Source organism: Klebsiella sp. SYXHC3 (assembly GCF_057196925.1).
Genome location: NZ_JBXUNG010000005.1, coordinates 319,290 through 338,311, shown reverse-complemented (window position 1 = coordinate 338,311; position 19,022 = coordinate 319,290). Strand labels below are relative to the sequence as shown.

Genomic DNA, 19,022 nt, shown 5'->3' with positions numbered 1-19,022 from the left:
TTAGGCCGCTTTCGGCTGCTTTTCGTAGAGGAAATGGAGGATCTGCTGACGCAGGTGGTGGTAGTGGTTATCTTCCGCCAGCTGGACCCGGTTACGCGGACGCGGCAGATTAACGTCAAGGATCTCGCCGATCGTCGCGGCCGGTCCATTGGTCATCATTAACACCCGGTCGGAAAGCAGCACTGCTTCATCGACGTCGTGGGTGATCACGACAATGGTGGTGTTCAGTTCCTGCTGGATGTGCATTACCGCGTCCTGCAGATGGGCTCGGGTGAGCGCGTCCAGCGCGCCAAAAGGCTCATCAAGCAGTAACACTTTTGGCTTCATCGCCAGCGCGCGCGCGATGCCAACCCGCTGTTTCATACCGCCGGAGATCTCCCCCGGCCGTTTGTGCAGCGCGTGCCCCATCTGTACTCGCTGTAAATTGTGTTCGATCCACTCCCGGCGCTCTGCCTTGCTCATGGTACGGCGAAACACCTGATCCACCGCCAGCGCCACGTTGTCAAAACAGCTCAGCCATGGCAGCAGCGAATGGTTCTGGAACACCACCGCCCGCTCCGGTCCCGGGCCGGAAATTTCACGGTTATCGCATAGCAGCCCGCCCTCAGTGGGCTGGGTAATCCCGGCAATCAAATTCAATAGCGTGGATTTGCCGCATCCGGAGTGGCCAATCAGGCTAATGGTTTCCCCTTCGTGAATATCAAAAGAGACGTTCTGCAGCGCCAGGAACTCGCCGCTGGCGGTGTTAAAGCGTTGACTGACGGCCTGTACCTGAATTAATGGTTTCATAGCGACTCCTTATTTTTCCTGCCAGCTGAAGCGGCGGGCGAGCAATATGAGCCCCTGTTCTAGCAGCAGGCCGACAACGCCGATAATGACGATGGCGATGATGATGTTTTCCACATTGAGGTTGTTCCATTCATTCCAGATCCAAAACCCGATACCCAACCCGCCGGTCAGCATCTCGGCGGCGACGATCACCAGCCAGGCAATGCCTATCGACAGCCGCACGCCGGTTAATACCGCGGGCAGCACTGCCGGAAAGAGGATTTTGCGCATCACCGTCCATTCCGACAGCTGCAGCACGCGAGCCACATTGAGATAGTCCTGCGGGATACGCCTGACGCCTTCCGCGGTGTTAATGACCATCGGCCAGATAGAGCAGATAAAAATGGTCCAGCTGGAAGCCGGTTCCGCCTTCTGGAACAGCAGCAGGCCAATCGGTAACCACGCCAGCGGACTCACCGGGCGCAGCAGCGCGATGAGCGGATTAAACATTCGCGCAAAGAACAGCGAGCGGCCGATAAGAAAGCCCAGCGGAATACCGGCCAGCGCCGCCAAACCAAAGCCCACCGCAACCCGTTGCAGCGAAGCCAGCACGTTCCAGCCGATGCCCATATCGTTCGGTCCGTCGCGGTAGAAGGGGTCGGAAAACAGCGTCAGCGCCGAATCCAGAGTGCTCAACGGCGTTGGGAAGCCTTTCGCGCCAATCGCCGCCAGCTGCCAGCCGAGCAGCAGCAGAGCCAGGCCCAGCAGCGGTGGCAGTAGACGCTGCAGCGCGGCGTTCAGCCAGCGCCTGGCGGACGGCGTAGCTTTGCGCACCTGCAGCGGCGGCAGGACAATGATTTCGCCCGGCGCGGTTGAGGTCTGCGCACGCGGCTGCGTGTTAATGGCTGGTTTCATCTCATGCCCCCTTATGTTGAATGGCGAAACTGGCGGCGTACCCTTCCGGGTCGGCGCCGTTCCACACTTTGCCGTCCAGCAGCGTGCTGCTGCGTAACGTTTGCGTTGGCGCAGTGATGCCGCCCACGGCCTGGGCCGCCTCTTTCCACAGGTCGATGCGGTTGATACGCTGCGCTACCGCCTGATAATCCGGCGCGCTTTTCAGCAGGCCCCAGCGGCGGAATTGGGTTAAGAACCACATGCCGTCGGAGAGCCACGGATAGCTGGCTTCCCCCTGCTGGAAGAAGCGCATGGGATGAGCGTCGCGCCAGCGTTTGCCGATGCCATTGTCGTATTCGCCAAGCATGCGCCCGCTAAGGTACTGTTCTTTGGTGTTGAGCCACGCCCGTCTGGCGAGGATCCGCGCGGTTTCGCGGGTGTTGTCGGCAGACGCTTCAATCCAGCGCTGGGCCTCCAGCAGCACCGCCACCAGCGCCCTTGCGGTATTTGGATAGCGCGCCACCCAATCGCTGCGCGCGCCGAGGATTTTTTCCGGATGATCCGCCCAGATCTGCTGGCTGGTTGCCGCCGTAAAGCCGATGCGATCGTTGATCGCTCGCGCGTTCCACGGTTCGCCAACGCAGAAGCCAACCATATTGCCGATGCGCATGTTCATCACCATTTGCGGCGGCGGCACGACAACCATGCGCACATCGGCGAAGGGGTCGATACCGGCGTTCGCCAGCCAGTAATAGAGCCACATCGCATGGGTGCCGGTAGGAAAGGTGTGGGCGAAGGTGTAGCTGCCCGGCGCTTTTTGGTCGATCAGCCGCTTGAGCCCATGACCATCGCTCACGCCTTGCGCCTGTAGGTCACTAGAGAGGGTGATCGCCTGACCGTTGCGGTTCAGGGTCATCAGGTTGGCCATCTGCTGCGGTTTGCCGGCAATACCTAGCTCAAGGCCATACAGCATGCCGTAGAGGATATGCGCCGCATCGAGTTCGCCGGCAACCAGCTTATCGCGCACCGCCGCCCAGCTGGCCTCCTTACTTGGCTGCAGGCTGATGCCATACTTTTTATCGAATCCTTTCAATGCCGCAATCGCCAGCGGCGCGCAGTCGGTTAGCGGGATGAATCCGACCCGCACGGTGGCCAACTCCGGCTTATCGGAACCCGCCGCCCACGCCGCCTGCATCACGCCGGGCAGCAGCATAGCGCCGCTCAGCGCCGCCCCGGCCTGCAAAAAGCGCCGTCGTGAAATGAAAACTTTATCGCCCATAGCCGCTCCAGAACGCGCAAAAAAAAGCGCCCGGCAGTGCTTTCGCACCGCAGGACGCCTTTATCCAGAGACCTTCAGACCGCCATTGGTCCGTTGTCTCAATTGTTGATTCACTCAAGTTCAGTAATGCAAAGCGGATGCCAATTTGTGTTATTGCCCGCCAGACGTTGTTTTACCGCTCTCCGCGTCAACTATTGCACCATCGTCAGGCAATGCCTGCCCGCTGATTGTGCATTCAATTTGACGATGAGTCCGGCAGCAGAGCTTTCACCGTCAGCAGCGCGCGGGCGATTTCGACCATCCGCTGGTTCTTATCCATCGCCATTTTACGCAACGCCTGCCAGGCCTGTTCTTCCTGCATTCCCTGATGGCTCATCAGCAGCGCTTTCGCTTTATCTATAATCTTGCGCTCCTCAAACGCGGCTTGCAGCGAGGCCAGTTGGCCGGAGAGTTGCTCAAGTTCCCACGCCTGCTGGCGGACCAGCGGCAGCAGTTGCTTATCCAGGCGCAAAGTCAGGCTATCGCCGCACTCTTCTTCAGGCCATTGCAGCGGCGGCATATCGTCTTCTCCACGTTCGAGCAGTTGCCGGGTCGCGCTGAGCAGGTCGGCAATCAACGCCTCCTCCAGACTGCGCATCTGCTCTAGCCGTTCAGTTTGCAGGCTAAACCAGCGCTGCGCCGCGGCCCCTTCGTCCGCCGAGGGCTGGCGGGTACAGGCTATGCGCCGCAGTTGCTCAATCTCGCGCCCGGCTTCGCAACCCTGCAGCAGCTCAAGCGCCCGCGGCAGACCGGAGAGCGCCTGAAAGCTGTCAAAACAGGGCTGCTGACCGTCAATGCGGTCAACCAACTGCTGACGGAGCTCGCCGTTAAATTGGCCGCGCGCGAAGCCCAACGCTCCCAGCGCGCGCTCCTGGCCCGCCAGCTCTTTACCCTGCATAAAGCTGTACAGGGCGACCATGCGCCCGGCGATCTGCGGATCGTCTATGCTGTCATTCAACTGCGGCACAATATTCAATAAATGGCGAATAATACGGCTAAAGCGCTGAGTGGCCTCCTGAGCGTCCACCGCGCGGCCTTGCACCGCCGCTCGCAGCGCCGGAAGCTGTGCCAGATACCACACCGCGCTGGCTATACGCCAACACAGCGCGCTGCTGGCGGATTCCCGCGCCGGTTGCAGCGCGGCATAAAAAGCGCTTAAGCGAGCGTCCACCAGCGCCCCGCCAGCCCGACGCTCGGCGTCATACAAGCGGCCCTCGGAAGAGAGCCACATATTGGAGGCGCCGCGCTCGCACTGCAGCATATGGACCAACCCACTTATTTCGCTCGCCAGCGTCCCTTGCTGCGTTAGCTTGCGGAGCTGCTGTTTTTGTAGCTGGCGCGCATAATGAAACCAGCCGATTGCTTCAGGCGTCATGCCGGTCGTATTATTCATACCCCCTCCCGAATTACGTCTTTAGATAAAGCTAAGCAATAACCATGCCTGATAAAAGGAGTCTTTATGCAACGTATTGTGATTGTCGCCAACGGAGCCGCTTACGGCAGTGAATCCTTGTTTAATAGCCTGCGCCTGGCTATCGCCCTGCGTGAGCAGGAGTCAGACCTCGATCTGAAGCTGTTTTTAATGTCCGATGCGGTGACCGCCGGGCTTCGCGGACAGAAACCGGCGGAAGGCTATAACATCCAGCAGATGCTGGAGATCCTCACCGCGCAGAATGTGCCGGTAAAACTCTGCAAGACCTGTACGGACGGACGCGGGATCACCCATTTGCCATTAGTAGATGGCGTGGAAGTGGGAACGCTGGTCGAGCTGGCGCAGTGGACGCTGGCGGCGGATAAAGTGCTGACCTTCTGAATTAACCGTCATTAACAGGATTAAATGTCAGGCTGGTGGGCATTGCTGATGCAAAAGTACGCCAGCTGAACGCTTTCAGGAAGATTGTCATTTTTGTTTAATCGTTATCCATTTTGTTGATCGAAATCATCATCCACATGCTCCCCCTTTGGTGTTATGCAACGAGCAAAGTGTGAACGATATCACGCGCGGGTTGATGAATTCAGAGACAGAAACGGGGTATGAAAATGGCAATGGTAAAAGCAAGTTTAACGTTATTCGGCGGTGATACGCTGGTGGTGCGCTGTTCAGAGCGCTGTCATATTCACTTAATGAGCGCCAAGGCCGCCGGCGACAGCCACGCCGATATTTTTAGCGTGCAGGACAGGGACAGCGCTTATCTCACCGTGCCCTACAGCGGCACCTGGAACGTGCTGATCGACAGCCATAGTCAGTCCCTCGAGCACTCCATTAGCTACGTTCCCGCCTGAATCTCCACGCCCGGTAGACCGGGCGTTTTATGCGAGCCCAGGTTGGCTCGCCTCGCCGACCAGATGTCGCACCTGGATAATCAGATCGTCAAGACTGGCGTCGCGCATGCCAAGCTTGCGTAATTCCTGATCCAACGAAAAGAGATACTGGGCATTGGTGCCGAGCGGCCCGCTGGCGCGGGCTATCAGCGGCGCGATGGTTTGTGCGCTGGTATCAGATTCATACAGTGGGTGGCGCGGATCCATAATAAACACCAGCGCATTCACCGTACGCCCATCGTCCAGCTCAAGACGGCACCAGGTTGGCAAATAGCAGCCGGTGATCATTTCCCGCTTCCACAGAAGCGTCAACTCTTGCTCCAGCGTCTCATCCGGCAGACGATAGGCCACGCCGGTGGTACGCCCGCCTTCCTTCAACGCCAACATCCTGCCCGGCTGATGTGCGCTGCCGCGACCGGCGGTCAGGCGCAGGCAAAACGCGCGATGCCAACCCGGCAGCGTACCGGTGCAGGATTCGCTGTATTCCAGCGCCGGGTTCCACATCAACGAACCGTAGCCGAAAATCCACACCGAACCGTTATCCGGACGACAGGCCAGAGTCGCCGCCAACGAGGCCGCCCGCTGCTCAGCCGACCACAGCAGCGATTCCTCAATCGCGCCAAACGCCGTTTTACAATCCGCATTCATTAAGAAATCACGAGTTAACACTTTCTACTACCTCCGCCACTGCCTGCTTCCCGGCGATAATCTGTGCCATCCGTGAATATTGCTGAATTATTATCCAGCTTTATTACTCAATATGCAATTAACGGAGCGTTGACAAGGGGGCTGACAAAAAATTAGATCGCAAAAGTGATTACTTTTTCTTATGCCATTTGTCGTCATCGCCTTTTTGATAATCATTTTTCACCGCCGCCCAGGCGACTTTATGCGCCGTCTCCTCACGACTGGCATCATCGCGACGGTCGGCTTTATCTTTATATTGATCCCACGCGCTATTGAAAGCTTCTTTATAAATTTCCTGCGCGTGTTCCGGCAAGACGCGCTGAACGCTATCGGGAAGTTCTTGTTTACTACGGTAAGGCATAATGACCTCCAGAATCAGGGTAAAAGCTAAGTCTGGAACACAATTCCCGGGTTGGCAAATGACAGGAATATTGAGAAATGAATTTTAGTAATCGTCTGAAAAATATGTATAAAACATACGTAACAGCCTTTTTTAGCAGACCAACGCATTTCTTATGCAAGAGTGGTAAATTTAAGTAAAAATACAAATTAAACCTATCAATGTCTGTTATTTTATCAACTTACGTTATCTATAATTATAACACCTGCATAAATGGAGATGGTTCATGACACATGCACATGAGGCGGTTAAGACCCGCCACAAGGAGACCTCCCTCGTTTTTCCGGTTTTAGCACTGGTGGTGCTGTTTCTCTGGGGAAGCAGTCAATCACTACCAGTGGTCGTTGCGATTAATATTCTGGCGCTGGTCGGGATTCTGAGTAGCGCATTTAGCGTGGTTCGCCATGCCGACGTTCTTGCTCACCGCCTCGGCGAGCCCTATGGTTCATTAATTTTGAGCCTGTCAGTGGTCATTCTTGAAGTGAGCCTCATTTCCGCATTAATGGCGACCGGCGACGCCGCGCCAACGCTAATGCGCGATACGTTATATTCAATCATTATGATCGTCACCGGCGGTCTGGTCGGCTTCTCTTTACTGCTGGGCGGACGTAAATTCGCCACGCAGTATATGAATTTGTTTGGTATCAAGCAGTATCTGATCGCCCTCTTCCCGCTGGCGATTATCGTACTGGTATTCCCGATGGCGTTACCGGGCGCCAATTTCAGCACCGGCCAGGCGCTACTGGTGGCGCTGATTTCCGCCGCCATGTACGGCGTATTCCTGCTCATTCAGACCAAAACGCACCAGAGCCTGTTTGTGTACGAGCATGAAGATGACAGCGACGATGACGACCCGCATCACGGTAAGCCCTCGGCGCATAGCAGCGGCTGGCACACGGCCTGGTTACTGGTACACCTGGTTGCGGTTATCGCCGTTACCAAAATGAACGCTAATCCACTGGAAACGCTGTTGACCAGCATGAACGCGCCGGTGGCCTTTACCGGTTTCCTGGTGGCGCTATTGATTCTCTCGCCGGAAGGACTCGGCGCCTTGAAAGCGGTGCTGAACAACCAGGTACAGCGCGCGATGAATTTGTTCTTCGGTTCGGTGCTGGCGACGATTTCCCTGACGGTGCCTGTCGTCACGCTTATCGCTTTCCTTACCGGCAATGAACTCCGCTTCGGTTTGGGAGCGCCGGAAATGGTGGTGATGGTGGCATCGCTGGTGCTGTGCCATATTTCGTTCTCAACCGGGCGCACCAATGTCCTTAACGGCGCGGCACATCTGGCGCTGTTCGCCGCCTACCTGATGACGATATTTGCCTGACCGGGTAATCAGTAATAAAGCCCAAAAAAAAGCCTGTCGGCGGCGAAACCGGCAGGCTTTTTTACAGCTCAGCGAAACTTAGTTGCTGGTATCCAGCTCGTCGAAGCTTTTCACCAGATCGTCGATCGCTTTCATTTGCTTCAGGAACGGTTCCAGTTTAGCCAGCGGCAGCGCGGACGGGCCGTCACATTTCGCGTGATCCGGATCCGGATGCGCTTCAATGAACAGACCGGCGATACCCACCGCCATCCCGGCGCGAGCCAGTTCCGTCACCTGAGCGCGGCGACCGCCTGAAGCAGCGCCAAACGGGTCGCGGCACTGCAGGGCGTGGGTCACGTCAAAGATGACCGGCGAGTTGTTGGACGCTTTCTTCATTACGCCGAAGCCGAGCATATCAACGACCAGGTTGTCGTAGCCGAAATTAGCGCCGCGATCGCACAGGATCACTTTGTCGTTCCCGCCTTCAATAAATTTATCAACGATGTTGCCCATCTGGCCCGGGCTGACGAATTGCGGTTTCTTGACGTTGATGACAGCGCCGGTTTTAGCCATCGCTTCCACCAGGTCAGTCTGACGCGCGAGGAACGCTGGCAGCTGAATTACGTCAACCACATCGGCCACCGACTGCGCCTGGCTGGCTTCGTGGACGTCGGTGATGATTTTCACGCCGAAGGTCTGCTTCAGCTCCTGGAAAATCTTCATCCCTTCTTCCAGACCCGGCCCACGATAGGAGTGGATGGAAGAACGGTTGGCTTTATCAAAAGAGGCTTTGAACACATACGGAATGCCCAGCTTTTGCGTGACGGTCACATAATGTTCGCAGATACGCATCGCAAGATCGCGGGACTCCAGCACGTTCATTCCACCAAACAGCACGAACGGCAGGTCGTTTGCTACGTTGATATCACCAATGCTAACCACTTTTTGTTTCATAAGATCGCCTTATCAGGGTGTAACCGGAATGGTTCCAGACTAATGCAATGTAATTTGTTTATGTGAAATCGTGTTGATCTGCGCACGGATCATCTCGCTAATCGGATCCTCCGGACACTGCTCAACGAAATAATTGAGATCCAGCAGCGCCACGTGATCGCACTCCAGTTGGGCATAGATAAGCCCGCGGTCGCGAATTTCATACGGGTCTTCGGGATTAAACTGCAGCAGCGCTTCGCTGGCGCGTAGGGCCAGCTCCATCTGCCGCTCTTCCATCAACGCCGATTTCAGCGTATCGAGCAGTTTGCGGATCACTTCGGCGTTATCGGCCTCATCGAGATCTTCATTGAACAGTTCTGCCACCGGGCTGATATTCCCCTTCAGCCACACTTCCAGGGTGTGTTCATCGAGCGTCTCGCCGTTGAATGGGTTAATCAACCACATCTCTTCGCTGGCTTCCGGGTCGGCGCGCAGCAGCATCTGCGTGGGGAAAATAACCGGTACCACCGGTAAATCCAGACGCTGGGCAATCCATAACAGAATCGCCCCCAGCGACACGGCGCTCCCCTGGCGATTCACCAGCACTTTATCCAGCCATAACGCATCGGACAGACGATAAATGCCCTGCGACGCGCCGAAGCCCCACTCGTGATAGAACAATTCCAGCAGCCGGTCGAGCTGACGCTCCTGATCCCAGGAGGTGGCAATCTCTTCCTGCGCCAGTGTTAACAACCGCTGCAGCTCATCCTGCACAAAGTGCGTCGGAAAGTCGTCGCGGATCAATTCAGAAATGAGGACCATGCCTTCGCATAATGGCGCTTTGTTAAATTCGAAATCAGCTAATGACCTCATGCCTTACCCCAGTAACGGTATTCTTGTGATGGCGAGTTGAACGATGAAGAACAACACCACCAGCGCCAGCAGAAAGGCGATGAACCGGGTCTGCTGGCGGCGTGGGCGACGTCGGCCCAACGCAATAAATCCTAATGCGATGTAAATGATAACGCCAAACAGCTTTTCAGTCAGCCATGCGCCATCGTCGGTAAACGGCAGATAGTGCGTAATCGCCATTAATCCCGCGCCACTGAGAAACAGCAGCGTATCGCTACAATGCGGCGCGATACGCACCCAGCGCTGGTTGAGCATCGCGCTGCCGCTGTAGGTCCACCAGTAACGCAGCACGAAAAGCCCGACGGATGTCACCACGCAGGCAATATGCAAATAGAGTACTGCAGTAAATAAATTCATTCGCCGGCTTGCTCCTTGTGCGGCCAACGCCCGAGAGTCAGACGTTCGTTATCGCCATAATCGCGGCAGGTCTCGACATCGAGATAACCTGCTTCATTAAACAATGCGCGTACCGCCTCGCCCTGCTTCCAGCCATGCTCCAGTAGCATATAAGCGTTGGGTAACAAGTACTGACGCCCTTCACGGATGATATGCGCTAAATCGGCCAGCCCCTGGTCGGCGGCGACCAATGCCGTTCTCGGCTCAAAGCGGACATCGCCCTCGGCAAGATGCGGATCGGTTTCATCGATATAGGGGGGATTACTGACAATCATCGCGAACCTCTGCCCCTTGAGCGCGCTAAACCAGTCGCTCTGCAGCACGGTCACGTTGTTGAGAGCGAGATGGGCGGCATTGCGCGCGGCGAGCGCCGCGGCGTCAGGCATAAAATCAACGGCAGTGACCTTGCAGTCCGCCCGCTCGCTGGCCAGCGCCAGGGCGATAGCGCCGGTGCCGGTGCCAAGATCCAGGATACGGCAGGCCGTCTGCGGCAAGCGTACCAGCGCCTGCTCGACCAGGCATTCGGTGTCGGGCCGCGGGATCAGCGTCGCCGGCGAGACAAACAGCGGCAGCGACCAGAACTCGCGCTGACCAACCAGATGAGCCACCGGCTCGCCGTTGGCGCGGCGCGCCAGCAATGCTTCCAGCTCCGCCAACTGTTCCGCCGTCAATACGGTTTCGTCAAAAGCGAGGATCCAGGTCCGCGCTTTGCCGGTGACGTGCCCCAGTAAGATCTCGGCGTCGCGACGCGGGCTGTCGCTCGCGCCGAGCCGGGCTATTGCCTGAGTAAGCCACTGTCGAAAGGTCATCATTCCTGCTCGGAAAGCGCCGCCAGCTGGTCAGCCTGGAATTCCTGCACAATCGGTTCGATCAGCATATCCAGTTTGCCTTCCATGGTTTCATCCAGACGGTAAAGAGTCAGGTTGATACGATGGTCAGTCACGCGCCCCTGCGGGAAGTTGTAGGTACGATTGCGGTCGCTGCGGTCGCCGCTGCCCAGCAGGTTACGGCGGGTAGACGCTTCCGCCTGCTGACGCTTGGCGACTTCGGCGGCGCGAATACGTGCACCCAGCACCGACAGCGCCTTGGCTTTGTTTTTATGCTGTGAACGTTCGTCCTGACACTCAACGACGATACCGGTCGGCAAGTGGGTAATACGGATAGCGGAGTCGGTGGTGTTGACGTGCTGACCGCCCGCGCCCGAGGAGCGGAAGGTATCAATACGCAGGTCCGCCGGATTGATATCCGGCATTTCGGCTTCCGGCAGCTCCGGCATCACCGCCACGGTACAGGCTGAGGTGTGGATACGCCCCTGGGATTCGGTCGCCGGAACGCGCTGGACGCGATGGCCGCCGGATTCAAATTTCAGCCGCCCATAGACGCCATCGCCGCTGATCTTGGCAATCACTTCTTTAAATCCGCCATGTTCGCCTTCGTTGGCGCTCATGATTTCGACCCGCCAGCGGCGGGCTTCGGCGTAGCGGGTGTACATGCGGAAGAGATCCCCGGCGAACAGCGCCGCTTCATCGCCGCCGGTACCGGCGCGAACTTCGACAAAAGCGTTACGTTCATCGTCCGGATCTTTCGGCAGCAGCAACACCTGCAGCTGTTGTTCCAGCGCTTCGCTTTTTTCTTTGGCATCGCGCAGCTCTTCCTGCGCCATTTCGCGCATTTCCGGATCGTCGAGCATCATCTGCGCGGTTTCGATATCGTCCTGCACCTGGCGCCAGTCGGTATAGCAGCGGGCAACATCGCCAAGCTGCGCATATTCGCGCGACAGCGCGCGGAAACGGTCCTGGTCGGCAATGGTGGCGGCGTCGCCAAGCAGCGCCTGAACTTCTTCATGGCGTTCGTACAGAGCTTCCAGTTTAGCAACAATAGAAGGCTTCATAGGCGTGAATTCACCCTGTCTTTAAATAGAGAAATGTGCGCTATTCCAGCCCGAGGCTGTTGCGCAGAATATGCAGGCGTTCATCATCCCCGTCACGGGCAGCCTGCTGAAGAGATTTGGTTGGAGCGTGGATCAGGCGGTTGGTCAGCTTACGGGCCAGATCTTGCATAATTTCCTGCGCATCGCCGCCCTGCTCCAGCGCGGCAAGCGCTTTCGCCGTCAGCTCCTCGCGAACCTGCTCGGATTGGGAACGATATTCGCGGATAGTCTCGCTGGCGCTTTGGGCGCGCAGCCAGGCCATAAATTCGCTGGTTTCCTGCTCGACGATCGATTCCGCCTGCACCGCCGCGGCCTTACGCTGCGCCAGATTGTGCTGAATGATATTTTGCAGGTCATCAACGCTGTACAGATAGGCGTTGGCCAGCTTGCCGACTTCCGGCTCGACGTCGCGGGGCACCGCGATATCCACCAGCAGCATCGGCTGATTGCGGCGCGCCTTCAGCGCGCGCTCGACCATCCCTTTGCCGATGATCGGCAGCGGGCTGGCGGTAGAACTGATAATAATATCGGCGTCTTTTAAACGCTCGTCGATATCGCTGAGGGCGATAACTTCCGCGCCGACTTCATCCGCCAGCGCCTGGGCGCGTTCACGGGTGCGGTTGGCAATCACCATTTTGCGAACGTTATGTTCGCGCAGATGGCGGGCGACCAGTTCGATAGTTTCCCCCGCGCCAACCAGTAACACCGTGACGCTGGAGAGCGATTCAAAAATTTGTCGCGCCAGCGTACAGGCGGCGAAAGCAACAGAAACGGCGCTGGCGCCGATATCGGTTTCGGTCCGTACACGCTTAGCTACCGAAAACGATTTCTGGAACATACGCTCCAGTTCGCTGACGTTCAGATGGCCGCGGCTGGAATCCGCAAACGCTTTTTTCACCTGCCCGAGGATTTGCGGCTCGCCAAGCACAAGTGAATCCAGGCCGCTGGCGACACGCATCAGATGGCTGACGGCATCGTTATCCTGATGCCAATAAAGACTTTTACGTAGGTCTTCTTCATTCAGGCCGTGGAAGTCACATAGCCAGCGGATCAGCGCTTCCTGCAGGTTGTCCTGCTCTTCAACGCTGAGATACAGCTCCGTGCGATTACAGGTTGATAGCACCACCCCGCCCTGCACCATCGGCTGAGCCAATAAGCTCTCCAGCGCCTTGTCGAGCGTATCCGGCGAAAACGTTACGCGTTCTCGCAGCGCTACCGGAGCTGTTTTGTGGTTGATGCCAAGAGCTAAAAGGGTCATGGTGAGGGAATAGTACCAGCGTTGCTAAGGTTAGTCTGAGCGCATCATACAGGATGCGCGTACTCAATAAAAGAGACGCTCCCCTTTTGGAGTAATAGTCAGGGCTTAATAGCCACTAACGGTAATTTTTTGATTTCAGACAACTTGAACGTAGACGCTATCGGCCAGCGACGCTAGCATTAAGGGTTAATATTGCAACCCGCTACACAAATCGGTGTGCGAACCATCAGTCGCCGCATTTCACTGTAGACATCAAGGATTTGTCATCATTATGAATCGACTGTTCCGCCTGCTGCCGTTGGCAAGCCTCGTTCTGACCGCCTGTGCAATCAATACTCCGCCGCAAGGGCCCGGCAAAAGCCCGGACTCCCCGCAATGGCGCCAGCACCAGCAGGATGTCCGCAACCTTAACCAGTTCCAGACCCGCGGGGCGTTTGCCTATCTTTCCGATGAGCAGAAAGTGTATGCCCGTTTCTTCTGGCAACAAACCGGCCAGGACCGCTACCGCCTGCTGCTGACCAACCCGCTTGGCAGCACCGAACTGTCATTAACCGCGCAGCCGGGCGGCGTCCAATTGATTGACAACAAAGGCCAGACCTACAACGCCACCGATGCCGAAGAGATGATTGGCCGCCTGACCGGCATGCCGATCCCGCTTAACAGCCTGCGTCAGTGGATTATCGGCCTGCCGGGCGATGCCACCGACTATTCGCTGGATGACCAGTACCGCCTGCGCGAACTCAACTACACGCAGAACGGTAAAACCTGGCACGTGACCTACAGCGGCTACACCAGCGACACCAAACCCGCCCTGCCGTCTAATATGGAACTCAACAACGGCAGCCAGCGCATCAAGCTGAAAATGGATAACTGGATTGTGAAATGATGAGTCGCTGGCCCGCCCCCGCAAAATTGAATCTGTTTTTGTATATCACCGGTCAACGCGCCGATGGTTATCACACGCTGCAGACGTTGTTTCAGTTTCTCGACTATGGCGACACGCTGACCATTGAACCGCGCCGCGACGGGAAACTGCGGTTGTTAACGCCGGTCGCCGGCGTGCCGGATGAAGAGAACCTGATTATCCGCGCCGCCAGATTGCTGATAGCAGCGGCGGAGTCTCACGGTCAACTCCCCGCAGGCAGCGGCGCGGATATCAGCATCGACAAACGCCTGCCGATGGGCGGCGGCTTAGGCGGCGGCTCTTCTAACGCCGCGACGGTGCTGGTAGCCCTCAATCATCTGTGGGGCTGCGGGCTTAGCGAAGACCAACTGGCGACGCTTGGGCTACAGCTCGGCGCCGATGTCCCGGTTTTCGTTCGCGGTCACGCGGCGTTTGCCGAAGGGGTTGGCGAGATTCTCACCCCGGTCGATCCGCCGGAAAAATGGTATCTGGTCGCCCACCCGGGCGTGAGTATCCCGACGCCGATCATTTTTCGCGATCCGGAGTTACCACGAAATACCCCGAGCAGGTCAATTAATACCTTACTAAACTGTGAATTCGGCAACGATTGCGAGGTTATCGCAAGAAAACGTTTTCGTGAGGTTGATGCAACGCTTTCCTGGCTGTTAGAATACGCGCCGTCGCGCCTGACTGGCACAGGAGCCTGTGTGTTTGCTGAATTTGACACCGAATCCGCCGCTCGTCAGGTGCTGGAAAAAGCCCCGGAATGGCTGCAAGGCTTTGTTGCGCGAGGAATAAATGTCTCGCCGCTGAAGCAAGCCCTACTGAAGTAATTCTGCTTTTTGCATGAATAACGGCAAGTTTGCCGGGCAAACAGAGTATCGGTGACAACGTCACCCTGTTCCAGACGTTGCATCGTGCTCTTTAATACACCGCCTGGATGAGATGGCGCCGGCCCGCACAGTTTAATGGCCCGTTTCATCCACCACTGGACGCATGCCTGAGGTTCTTCTCGTGCCTGATATGAAGCTTTTTGCTGGTAACGCCACCCCGGAACTAGCACAACGTATTGCCAACCGCCTGTACACTTCTCTTGGCGACGCCGCTGTAGGTCGTTTTAGCGACGGCGAAGTCAGCGTACAAATCAACGAAAACGTACGCGGTGGTGATATTTTCATCATCCAGTCCACTTGTGCTCCCACCAATGACAACCTGATGGAATTGGTTGTTATGGTTGATGCCCTGCGTCGCGCTTCTGCAGGTCGTATCACCGCTGTTATCCCTTACTTCGGCTATGCCCGCCAGGACCGTCGCGTACGTTCCGCTCGTGTGCCAATCACCGCTAAAGTCGTCGCTGACTTCCTGTCCAGTGTCGGCGTTGACCGCGTACTGACCGTTGACCTGCACGCTGAACAGATTCAGGGCTTCTTTGATGTTCCTGTTGATAACGTATTCGGTAGCCCAATTCTGCTCGAAGATATGCTGCAGCTGAATCTGGACAACCCGATCGTGGTTTCTCCGGACATCGGCGGCGTGGTTCGCGCTCGCGCTATCGCGAAGCTGCTGAACGATACCGACATGGCGATCATCGATAAACGCCGCCCGCGCGCTAACGTTTCTCAGGTGATGCATATCATCGGCGACGTCGCTGGCCGTGACTGCGTGATGGTTGATGACATGATCGATACCGGCGGTACCCTGTGTAAAGCCGCGGAAGCGCTGAAAGAGCGCGGTGCGAAACGTGTCTTCGCCTACGCGACTCACCCGATCTTCTCCGGCAATGCTATCCAGAACATTAAAAACTCTGTGATTGATGAATTCGTCGTCTGCGATACCATTCCGCTGACGCCGGAAATCAAAGCGCTGGACAAAGTCCGCACCCTGACCCTGTCAGGTATGCTGGCCGAAGCGATTCGTCGTATCAGCAACGAAGAATCCATTTCCGCTATGTTCGAGCACTAATCGAGCCCAGCCGAAAAACCCGCTGCGGCGGGTTTTTTTGTCTCTGGTTCATATTTGTATGACTAATGCCTCCTTCACCTGCCATTCAGTTGACAGATGATGCGCTCATGGATGAAACATTATTGTGAATAGATTATTTTCCTCACATGTGATGCCTTTCCGCGCCCTCATCGACGCTTGCTGGAAAGAAAAGTACACCGCATCGCGCTTTACCCGCGATCTCATCGCCGGGATAACCGTCGGGATCATCGCTATCCCGCTGGCGATGGCGTTAGCAATTGGCAGCGGCGTAGCGCCTCAATATGGACTCTACACCTCGGCGGTGGCGGGGATTGTCATCGCCCTGACCGGCGGTTCGCGCTTTAGCGTTTCCGGCCCCACCGCGGCCTTCGTGGTGATCCTCTATCCGGTGTCACAACAGTTTGGCCTGGCCGGCTTGCTGGTGGCGACGCTAATGTCGGGTATCTTCTTAATCCTTTTCGGCCTCGCCCGCTTTGGCCGTCTGATTGAATATATCCCGCTTTCAGTCACCCTTGGCTTTACCTCCGGTATCGGCATCACCATCGGTACCATGCAAATTAAAGACTTCCTTGGTCTGCAGATGGCGCATGTCCCAGAGCACTATCTGCAGAAAGTCGGCGCGCTGGTGATGGCGCTGCCGACAATTAACGTTGGCGATGCCGCCATCGGTATCGTGACGCTGGGTATTCTGATTTTCTGGCCGCGTTTGGGCATCCGCCTGCCGGGGCACCTGCCGGCGCTGCTGGCGGGCTGTGCGGTGATGGGCATCGTTAATTTGCTCGGCGGACAGGTGGCGACCATCGGCTCGCAGTTCCACTATATCCTCGCCGATGGCAGCCAGGGCAACGGTATCCCGCAATTGCTGCCGCAGCTGGTGTTGCCGTGGGATATGCCGGGCTCGGAGTTCACCCTGAGCTGGTCGTCGCTGCGCGCGCTGATGCCTGCCGCCTTCTCTATGGCGATGCTGGGCGCCATTGAATCACTGCTCTGCGCGGTGGTGCTCGATGGTATGACCGGCACCAAACACAAAGCGAATAGCGAGCTGGTCGGCCAGGGCCTGGGCAATATCATCGCGCCATTCTTTGGCGGCATTACCGCCACCGCGGCGATTGCTCGCTCCGCGGCTAACGTGCGCGCCGGCGCGACCTCGCCGATTTCCGCGGTGATCCATGCCCTGCTGGTGATCCTCGCGCTGCTAATCCTCGCCCCGCTGCTCTCGTGGCTGCCGCTGTCGGCCATGGCTGCTCTGCTGCTGATGGTAGCGTGGAACATGAGCGAGGCGCATAAGGTGATTAACCTGCTACGCCACGGGCCAAAAGACGACATCGTTGTGCTGCTGATGTGCATGTCGCTGACCGTGCTGTTCGATATGGTCATCGCCATTAGCGTCGGTATCGTGCTGGCTTCGCTGCTGTTTATGCGCCGCATCGCGCGCATGACGCGACTGGCGCCGGTCAACGTTGAAGTGCCGGACGATGTACTGGTGCTACGGGTGATCGGCCCGCTGTTCTTCGCCGCGGCGGAAGGATTGTTCACCGATTTGGAAAGCCGGATTGCAGGCAAGCGCGTGGTGGTGCTGAAGTGGGATGCGGTGCCGGTGCTGGACGCCGGCGGTCTTGACGCTTTCTTGCGCTTTGTGAAGCGCCTGCCGGAAGGCTGCGAGCTGCGGGTATCGAACCTTGAGTTCCAGCCGCTGCGTACTTTAGCGCGCGCAGGCGTCCAGCCGATTCCGGGACGCCTGAGCTTCTACCCGGACCGTACCGCGGCGCTGGCGGACATTGAATTAACGCAATAAAGGAGAGGCTCGCCGGAAGGGAGATCCGGCGAGCTGAATTCAGTTAGCTGTGACGATGCTGGTCGCGACGGCAGCGTTTATCGTAGTGGCGTACCCACCAATAGCGGTCGGAGACTCTTTCATGACCGCCAACGCGAGCGCCCGCCAGCCACAAAACGGCGCCGACGAAAATACTCAACACCGCGCCATGAGCAAAGAATTGCGGCAGGTTAAATTGTGGAAGCTGGTTTAAAATAGAGTAACCAACGCCGACCACCATCACAACCAACCCTAAACCCATCAGTATGTTACCGAGTAACGAAGCGTTTCTGCGTTTCATATGTCACCTCCGGACCTTGGGCTACATGGGAATATCCCCAAAATTTATAGGTTAAGTATAGACAATAGGGATATGAGTGATTGCGTGAGTGATCACATTCGGGAACATCTGATCAACAAAAGTTTACAAATAAGCCACTGAACAACATCAAATTCTAATGGTTCAAAGTGGAAATTATCAGCAACGGTAGCGTTTCGCTGGCAGAATTTTGTCAAGCGCCGACGCAGGCAGTACACTACGCGGCAAAGTACGCCTATGCAGGAATAAAAAGTGACGATAAAACTGATTGTCGGCCTGGCTAACCCCGGAGCGGAATACGCGGCAACGCGCCATAACGCCGGCGCCTGGTACGTAGATTTACTGGCGGAGCGCCACCGCGCGCCGCTGCGAGAAGAGAGCAAATTCTTCGGCTATACCTCGCGCCTGAACCTGGCGGGGGAAGACGTGCGTCTGCTGGTGCCGACCACCTTTATGAATCTCAGCGGCAAAGCCGTGGCCGCGATGGCTACCTTTTACCGTATTAATCCGGATGAAATTCTGGTCGCCCACGACGAGCTCGATTTACCCCCCGGCGTCGCTAAATTCAAACTTGGCGGCGGACACGGCGGCCATAATGGCCTGAAGGACATTATCAGCAAGCTGGGTAATAACCCAAACTTTCACCGCTTACGCGTCGGAATTGGCCATCCGGGCGATAAAAATAAAGTTGTCGGCTTTGTGCTGGGTAAACCACCGGCCAGCGAACAGAAGCTAATTGACGAAGCGGTTGATGAAGCGGCGCGCTGTACCGAGGTGTGGCTGAAAGACGGTTTAACCAAAGCTACCAACCGTTTACACGCCTTTAAAGCGCAATAAGCGTCCGACGTGCGGAATTTTTGCCGCACACCGTGTATAATA

21 protein-coding genes are annotated in these 19,022 nt (G+C 56.8%); 8 read left to right on the top strand and 13 right to left on the bottom strand.

The genetic code is table 11. The features are described from left to right. The 4 genes from AC2CGP_RS15835 to nasR all read right to left on the bottom strand — a co-directional run bounded on the left by AC2CGP_RS15835 (window position 1) and on the right by nasR (window position 4,373). Complete coding sequence (locus tag AC2CGP_RS15835; protein WP_015367094.1) at window positions 1-789, bottom strand: ABC transporter ATP-binding protein; 789 nt, start codon at window positions 787-789, stop codon at window positions 1-3. 9 nt (window positions 790-798) lie between these two features. Continuing rightward, window positions 799-1,683, bottom strand: coding sequence for a nitrate ABC transporter permease (ntrB, locus tag AC2CGP_RS15830; protein WP_015705090.1), 885 nt, complete (start codon window positions 1,681-1,683; stop codon window positions 799-801). A 1-nt stretch (window position 1,684) separates the two neighbouring features. Beyond that, window positions 1,685-2,941: a CmpA/NrtA family ABC transporter substrate-binding protein gene (locus AC2CGP_RS15825; protein ID WP_213760080.1), complete on the bottom strand. Its 1,257-nt coding sequence runs from the start codon at window positions 2,939-2,941 to the stop codon at window positions 1,685-1,687. Between the two features lie 235 nt (window positions 2,942-3,176). After that, window positions 3,177-4,373: a nitrate regulatory protein NasR gene (gene nasR, locus AC2CGP_RS15820; RefSeq protein WP_015705088.1), complete on the bottom strand. Its 1,197-nt coding sequence runs from the start codon at window positions 4,371-4,373 to the stop codon at window positions 3,177-3,179. 66 nt (window positions 4,374-4,439) lie between these two features. On the opposite strand from nasR, the gene AC2CGP_RS15815 reads away from it, so the two are divergent. Both AC2CGP_RS15815 and AC2CGP_RS15810 read left to right on the top strand, forming a co-directional pair. Further along, window positions 4,440-4,793 (top strand): DsrE/DsrF/TusD sulfur relay family protein, encoded by a 354-nt coding sequence (locus AC2CGP_RS15815; protein WP_015367099.1) that lies wholly within the window; start codon window positions 4,440-4,442, stop codon window positions 4,791-4,793. A gap of 227 nt (window positions 4,794-5,020) precedes the next feature. Further along, window positions 5,021-5,263: a DUF1883 domain-containing protein gene (locus AC2CGP_RS15810; protein WP_015705086.1), complete on the top strand. Its 243-nt coding sequence runs from the start codon at window positions 5,021-5,023 to the stop codon at window positions 5,261-5,263. A 27-nt stretch (window positions 5,264-5,290) separates the two neighbouring features. Here AC2CGP_RS15810 and AC2CGP_RS15805 read toward each other — a convergent pair whose 3' ends face one another. Together AC2CGP_RS15805 and chaB are read right to left on the bottom strand one after the other, a co-directional pair. After that, a complete protein-coding gene (locus AC2CGP_RS15805; RefSeq protein ID WP_015705085.1) occupies window positions 5,291-5,971 on the bottom strand; it encodes a gamma-glutamylcyclotransferase in 681 nt (226 codons plus the stop codon). Between the two features lie 148 nt (window positions 5,972-6,119). Then, window positions 6,120-6,350, bottom strand: a complete 231-nt coding sequence (chaB, locus tag AC2CGP_RS15800; protein WP_032707785.1) for a putative cation transport regulator ChaB — start codon at window positions 6,348-6,350, stop codon at window positions 6,120-6,122. A 265-nt stretch (window positions 6,351-6,615) separates the two neighbouring features. On the opposite strand from chaB, the gene chaA reads away from it, so the two are divergent. Then, the gene (chaA, locus tag AC2CGP_RS15795; RefSeq protein WP_015367104.1) at window positions 6,616-7,716 is read left to right on the top strand and encodes a sodium-potassium/proton antiporter ChaA; all 1,101 of its coding nucleotides are present in this window, start codon (window positions 6,616-6,618) and stop codon (window positions 7,714-7,716) included. A 78-nt stretch (window positions 7,717-7,794) separates the two neighbouring features. Here chaA and kdsA read toward each other — a convergent pair whose 3' ends face one another. From kdsA to hemA, 6 genes are read right to left on the bottom strand one after another with little or no spacing between them, the layout of a single operon-like run. Then, window positions 7,795-8,649 carry a 3-deoxy-8-phosphooctulonate synthase gene (gene kdsA, locus AC2CGP_RS15790; protein ID WP_484502389.1) on the bottom strand — a complete coding sequence of 285 codons (855 nt, stop codon included), beginning with the start codon at window positions 8,647-8,649 and terminating at the stop codon, window positions 7,795-7,797. A gap of 39 nt (window positions 8,650-8,688) precedes the next feature. After that, window positions 8,689-9,501 carry an invasion regulator SirB1 gene (gene sirB1, locus AC2CGP_RS15785; RefSeq protein WP_015367106.1) on the bottom strand — a complete coding sequence of 271 codons (813 nt, stop codon included), beginning with the start codon at window positions 9,499-9,501 and terminating at the stop codon, window positions 8,689-8,691. A 3-nt stretch (window positions 9,502-9,504) separates the two neighbouring features. Further along, complete coding sequence (sirB2, locus tag AC2CGP_RS15780; RefSeq protein WP_047076303.1) at window positions 9,505-9,897, bottom strand: invasion regulator SirB2; 393 nt, start codon at window positions 9,895-9,897, stop codon at window positions 9,505-9,507. Continuing rightward, entirely contained in the window at window positions 9,894-10,745 is an 852-nt protein-coding gene (gene prmC / locus AC2CGP_RS15775) for a peptide chain release factor N(5)-glutamine methyltransferase (protein ID WP_047041640.1), read from the bottom strand. The genes sirB2 and prmC overlap by 4 nt, the downstream gene beginning before the upstream one ends. Continuing rightward, complete coding sequence (gene prfA, locus AC2CGP_RS15770) at window positions 10,745-11,827, bottom strand: peptide chain release factor 1 (protein WP_015367109.1); 1,083 nt, start codon at window positions 11,825-11,827, stop codon at window positions 10,745-10,747. The genes prmC and prfA overlap by 1 nt, the downstream gene beginning before the upstream one ends. 40 nt (window positions 11,828-11,867) lie before the next feature. Then, on the bottom strand, window positions 11,868-13,124 hold the full coding sequence (hemA, locus tag AC2CGP_RS15765; protein ID WP_015367110.1) for a glutamyl-tRNA reductase: 1,257 nt from the start codon (window positions 13,122-13,124) through the stop codon (window positions 11,868-11,870). 271 nt (window positions 13,125-13,395) lie between these two features. Between hemA and lolB the strand changes: the two genes are divergently transcribed. The 4 genes from lolB (at window position 13,396) to dauA (ending at window position 17,806) form a co-directional block, all read left to right on the top strand. Then, window positions 13,396-14,010 (top strand): lipoprotein insertase outer membrane protein LolB, encoded by a 615-nt coding sequence (gene lolB, locus AC2CGP_RS15760; RefSeq protein ID WP_032707781.1) that lies wholly within the window; start codon window positions 13,396-13,398, stop codon window positions 14,008-14,010. After that, a complete protein-coding gene (gene ispE / locus AC2CGP_RS15755; RefSeq protein ID WP_484502393.1) occupies window positions 14,010-14,861 on the top strand; it encodes a 4-(cytidine 5'-diphospho)-2-C-methyl-D-erythritol kinase in 852 nt (283 codons plus the stop codon). Before lolB ends, ispE begins: the two co-directional genes overlap by 1 nt. Window positions 14,862-15,042: 181 nt before the next feature. Beyond that, the gene (gene prs, locus AC2CGP_RS15750) at window positions 15,043-15,990 is read left to right on the top strand and encodes a ribose-phosphate diphosphokinase (protein WP_015367113.1); all 948 of its coding nucleotides are present in this window, start codon (window positions 15,043-15,045) and stop codon (window positions 15,988-15,990) included. 124 nt (window positions 15,991-16,114) lie between these two features. Beyond that, a complete protein-coding gene (gene dauA / locus AC2CGP_RS15745) occupies window positions 16,115-17,806 on the top strand; it encodes a C4-dicarboxylic acid transporter DauA (RefSeq protein WP_213760081.1) in 1,692 nt (563 codons plus the stop codon). A gap of 43 nt (window positions 17,807-17,849) precedes the next feature. On the opposite strand, the gene ychH is transcribed toward dauA, so the two are convergent. After that, entirely contained in the window at window positions 17,850-18,125 is a 276-nt protein-coding gene (ychH, locus tag AC2CGP_RS15740; protein WP_015367115.1) for a stress-induced protein YchH, read from the bottom strand. A gap of 270 nt (window positions 18,126-18,395) precedes the next feature. On the opposite strand from ychH, the gene pth reads away from it, so the two are divergent. Further along, window positions 18,396-18,980: an aminoacyl-tRNA hydrolase gene (gene pth / locus AC2CGP_RS15735; protein ID WP_015705080.1), complete on the top strand. Its 585-nt coding sequence runs from the start codon at window positions 18,396-18,398 to the stop codon at window positions 18,978-18,980. The last annotated feature ends 42 nt before the right edge of the window (window positions 18,981-19,022 follow it).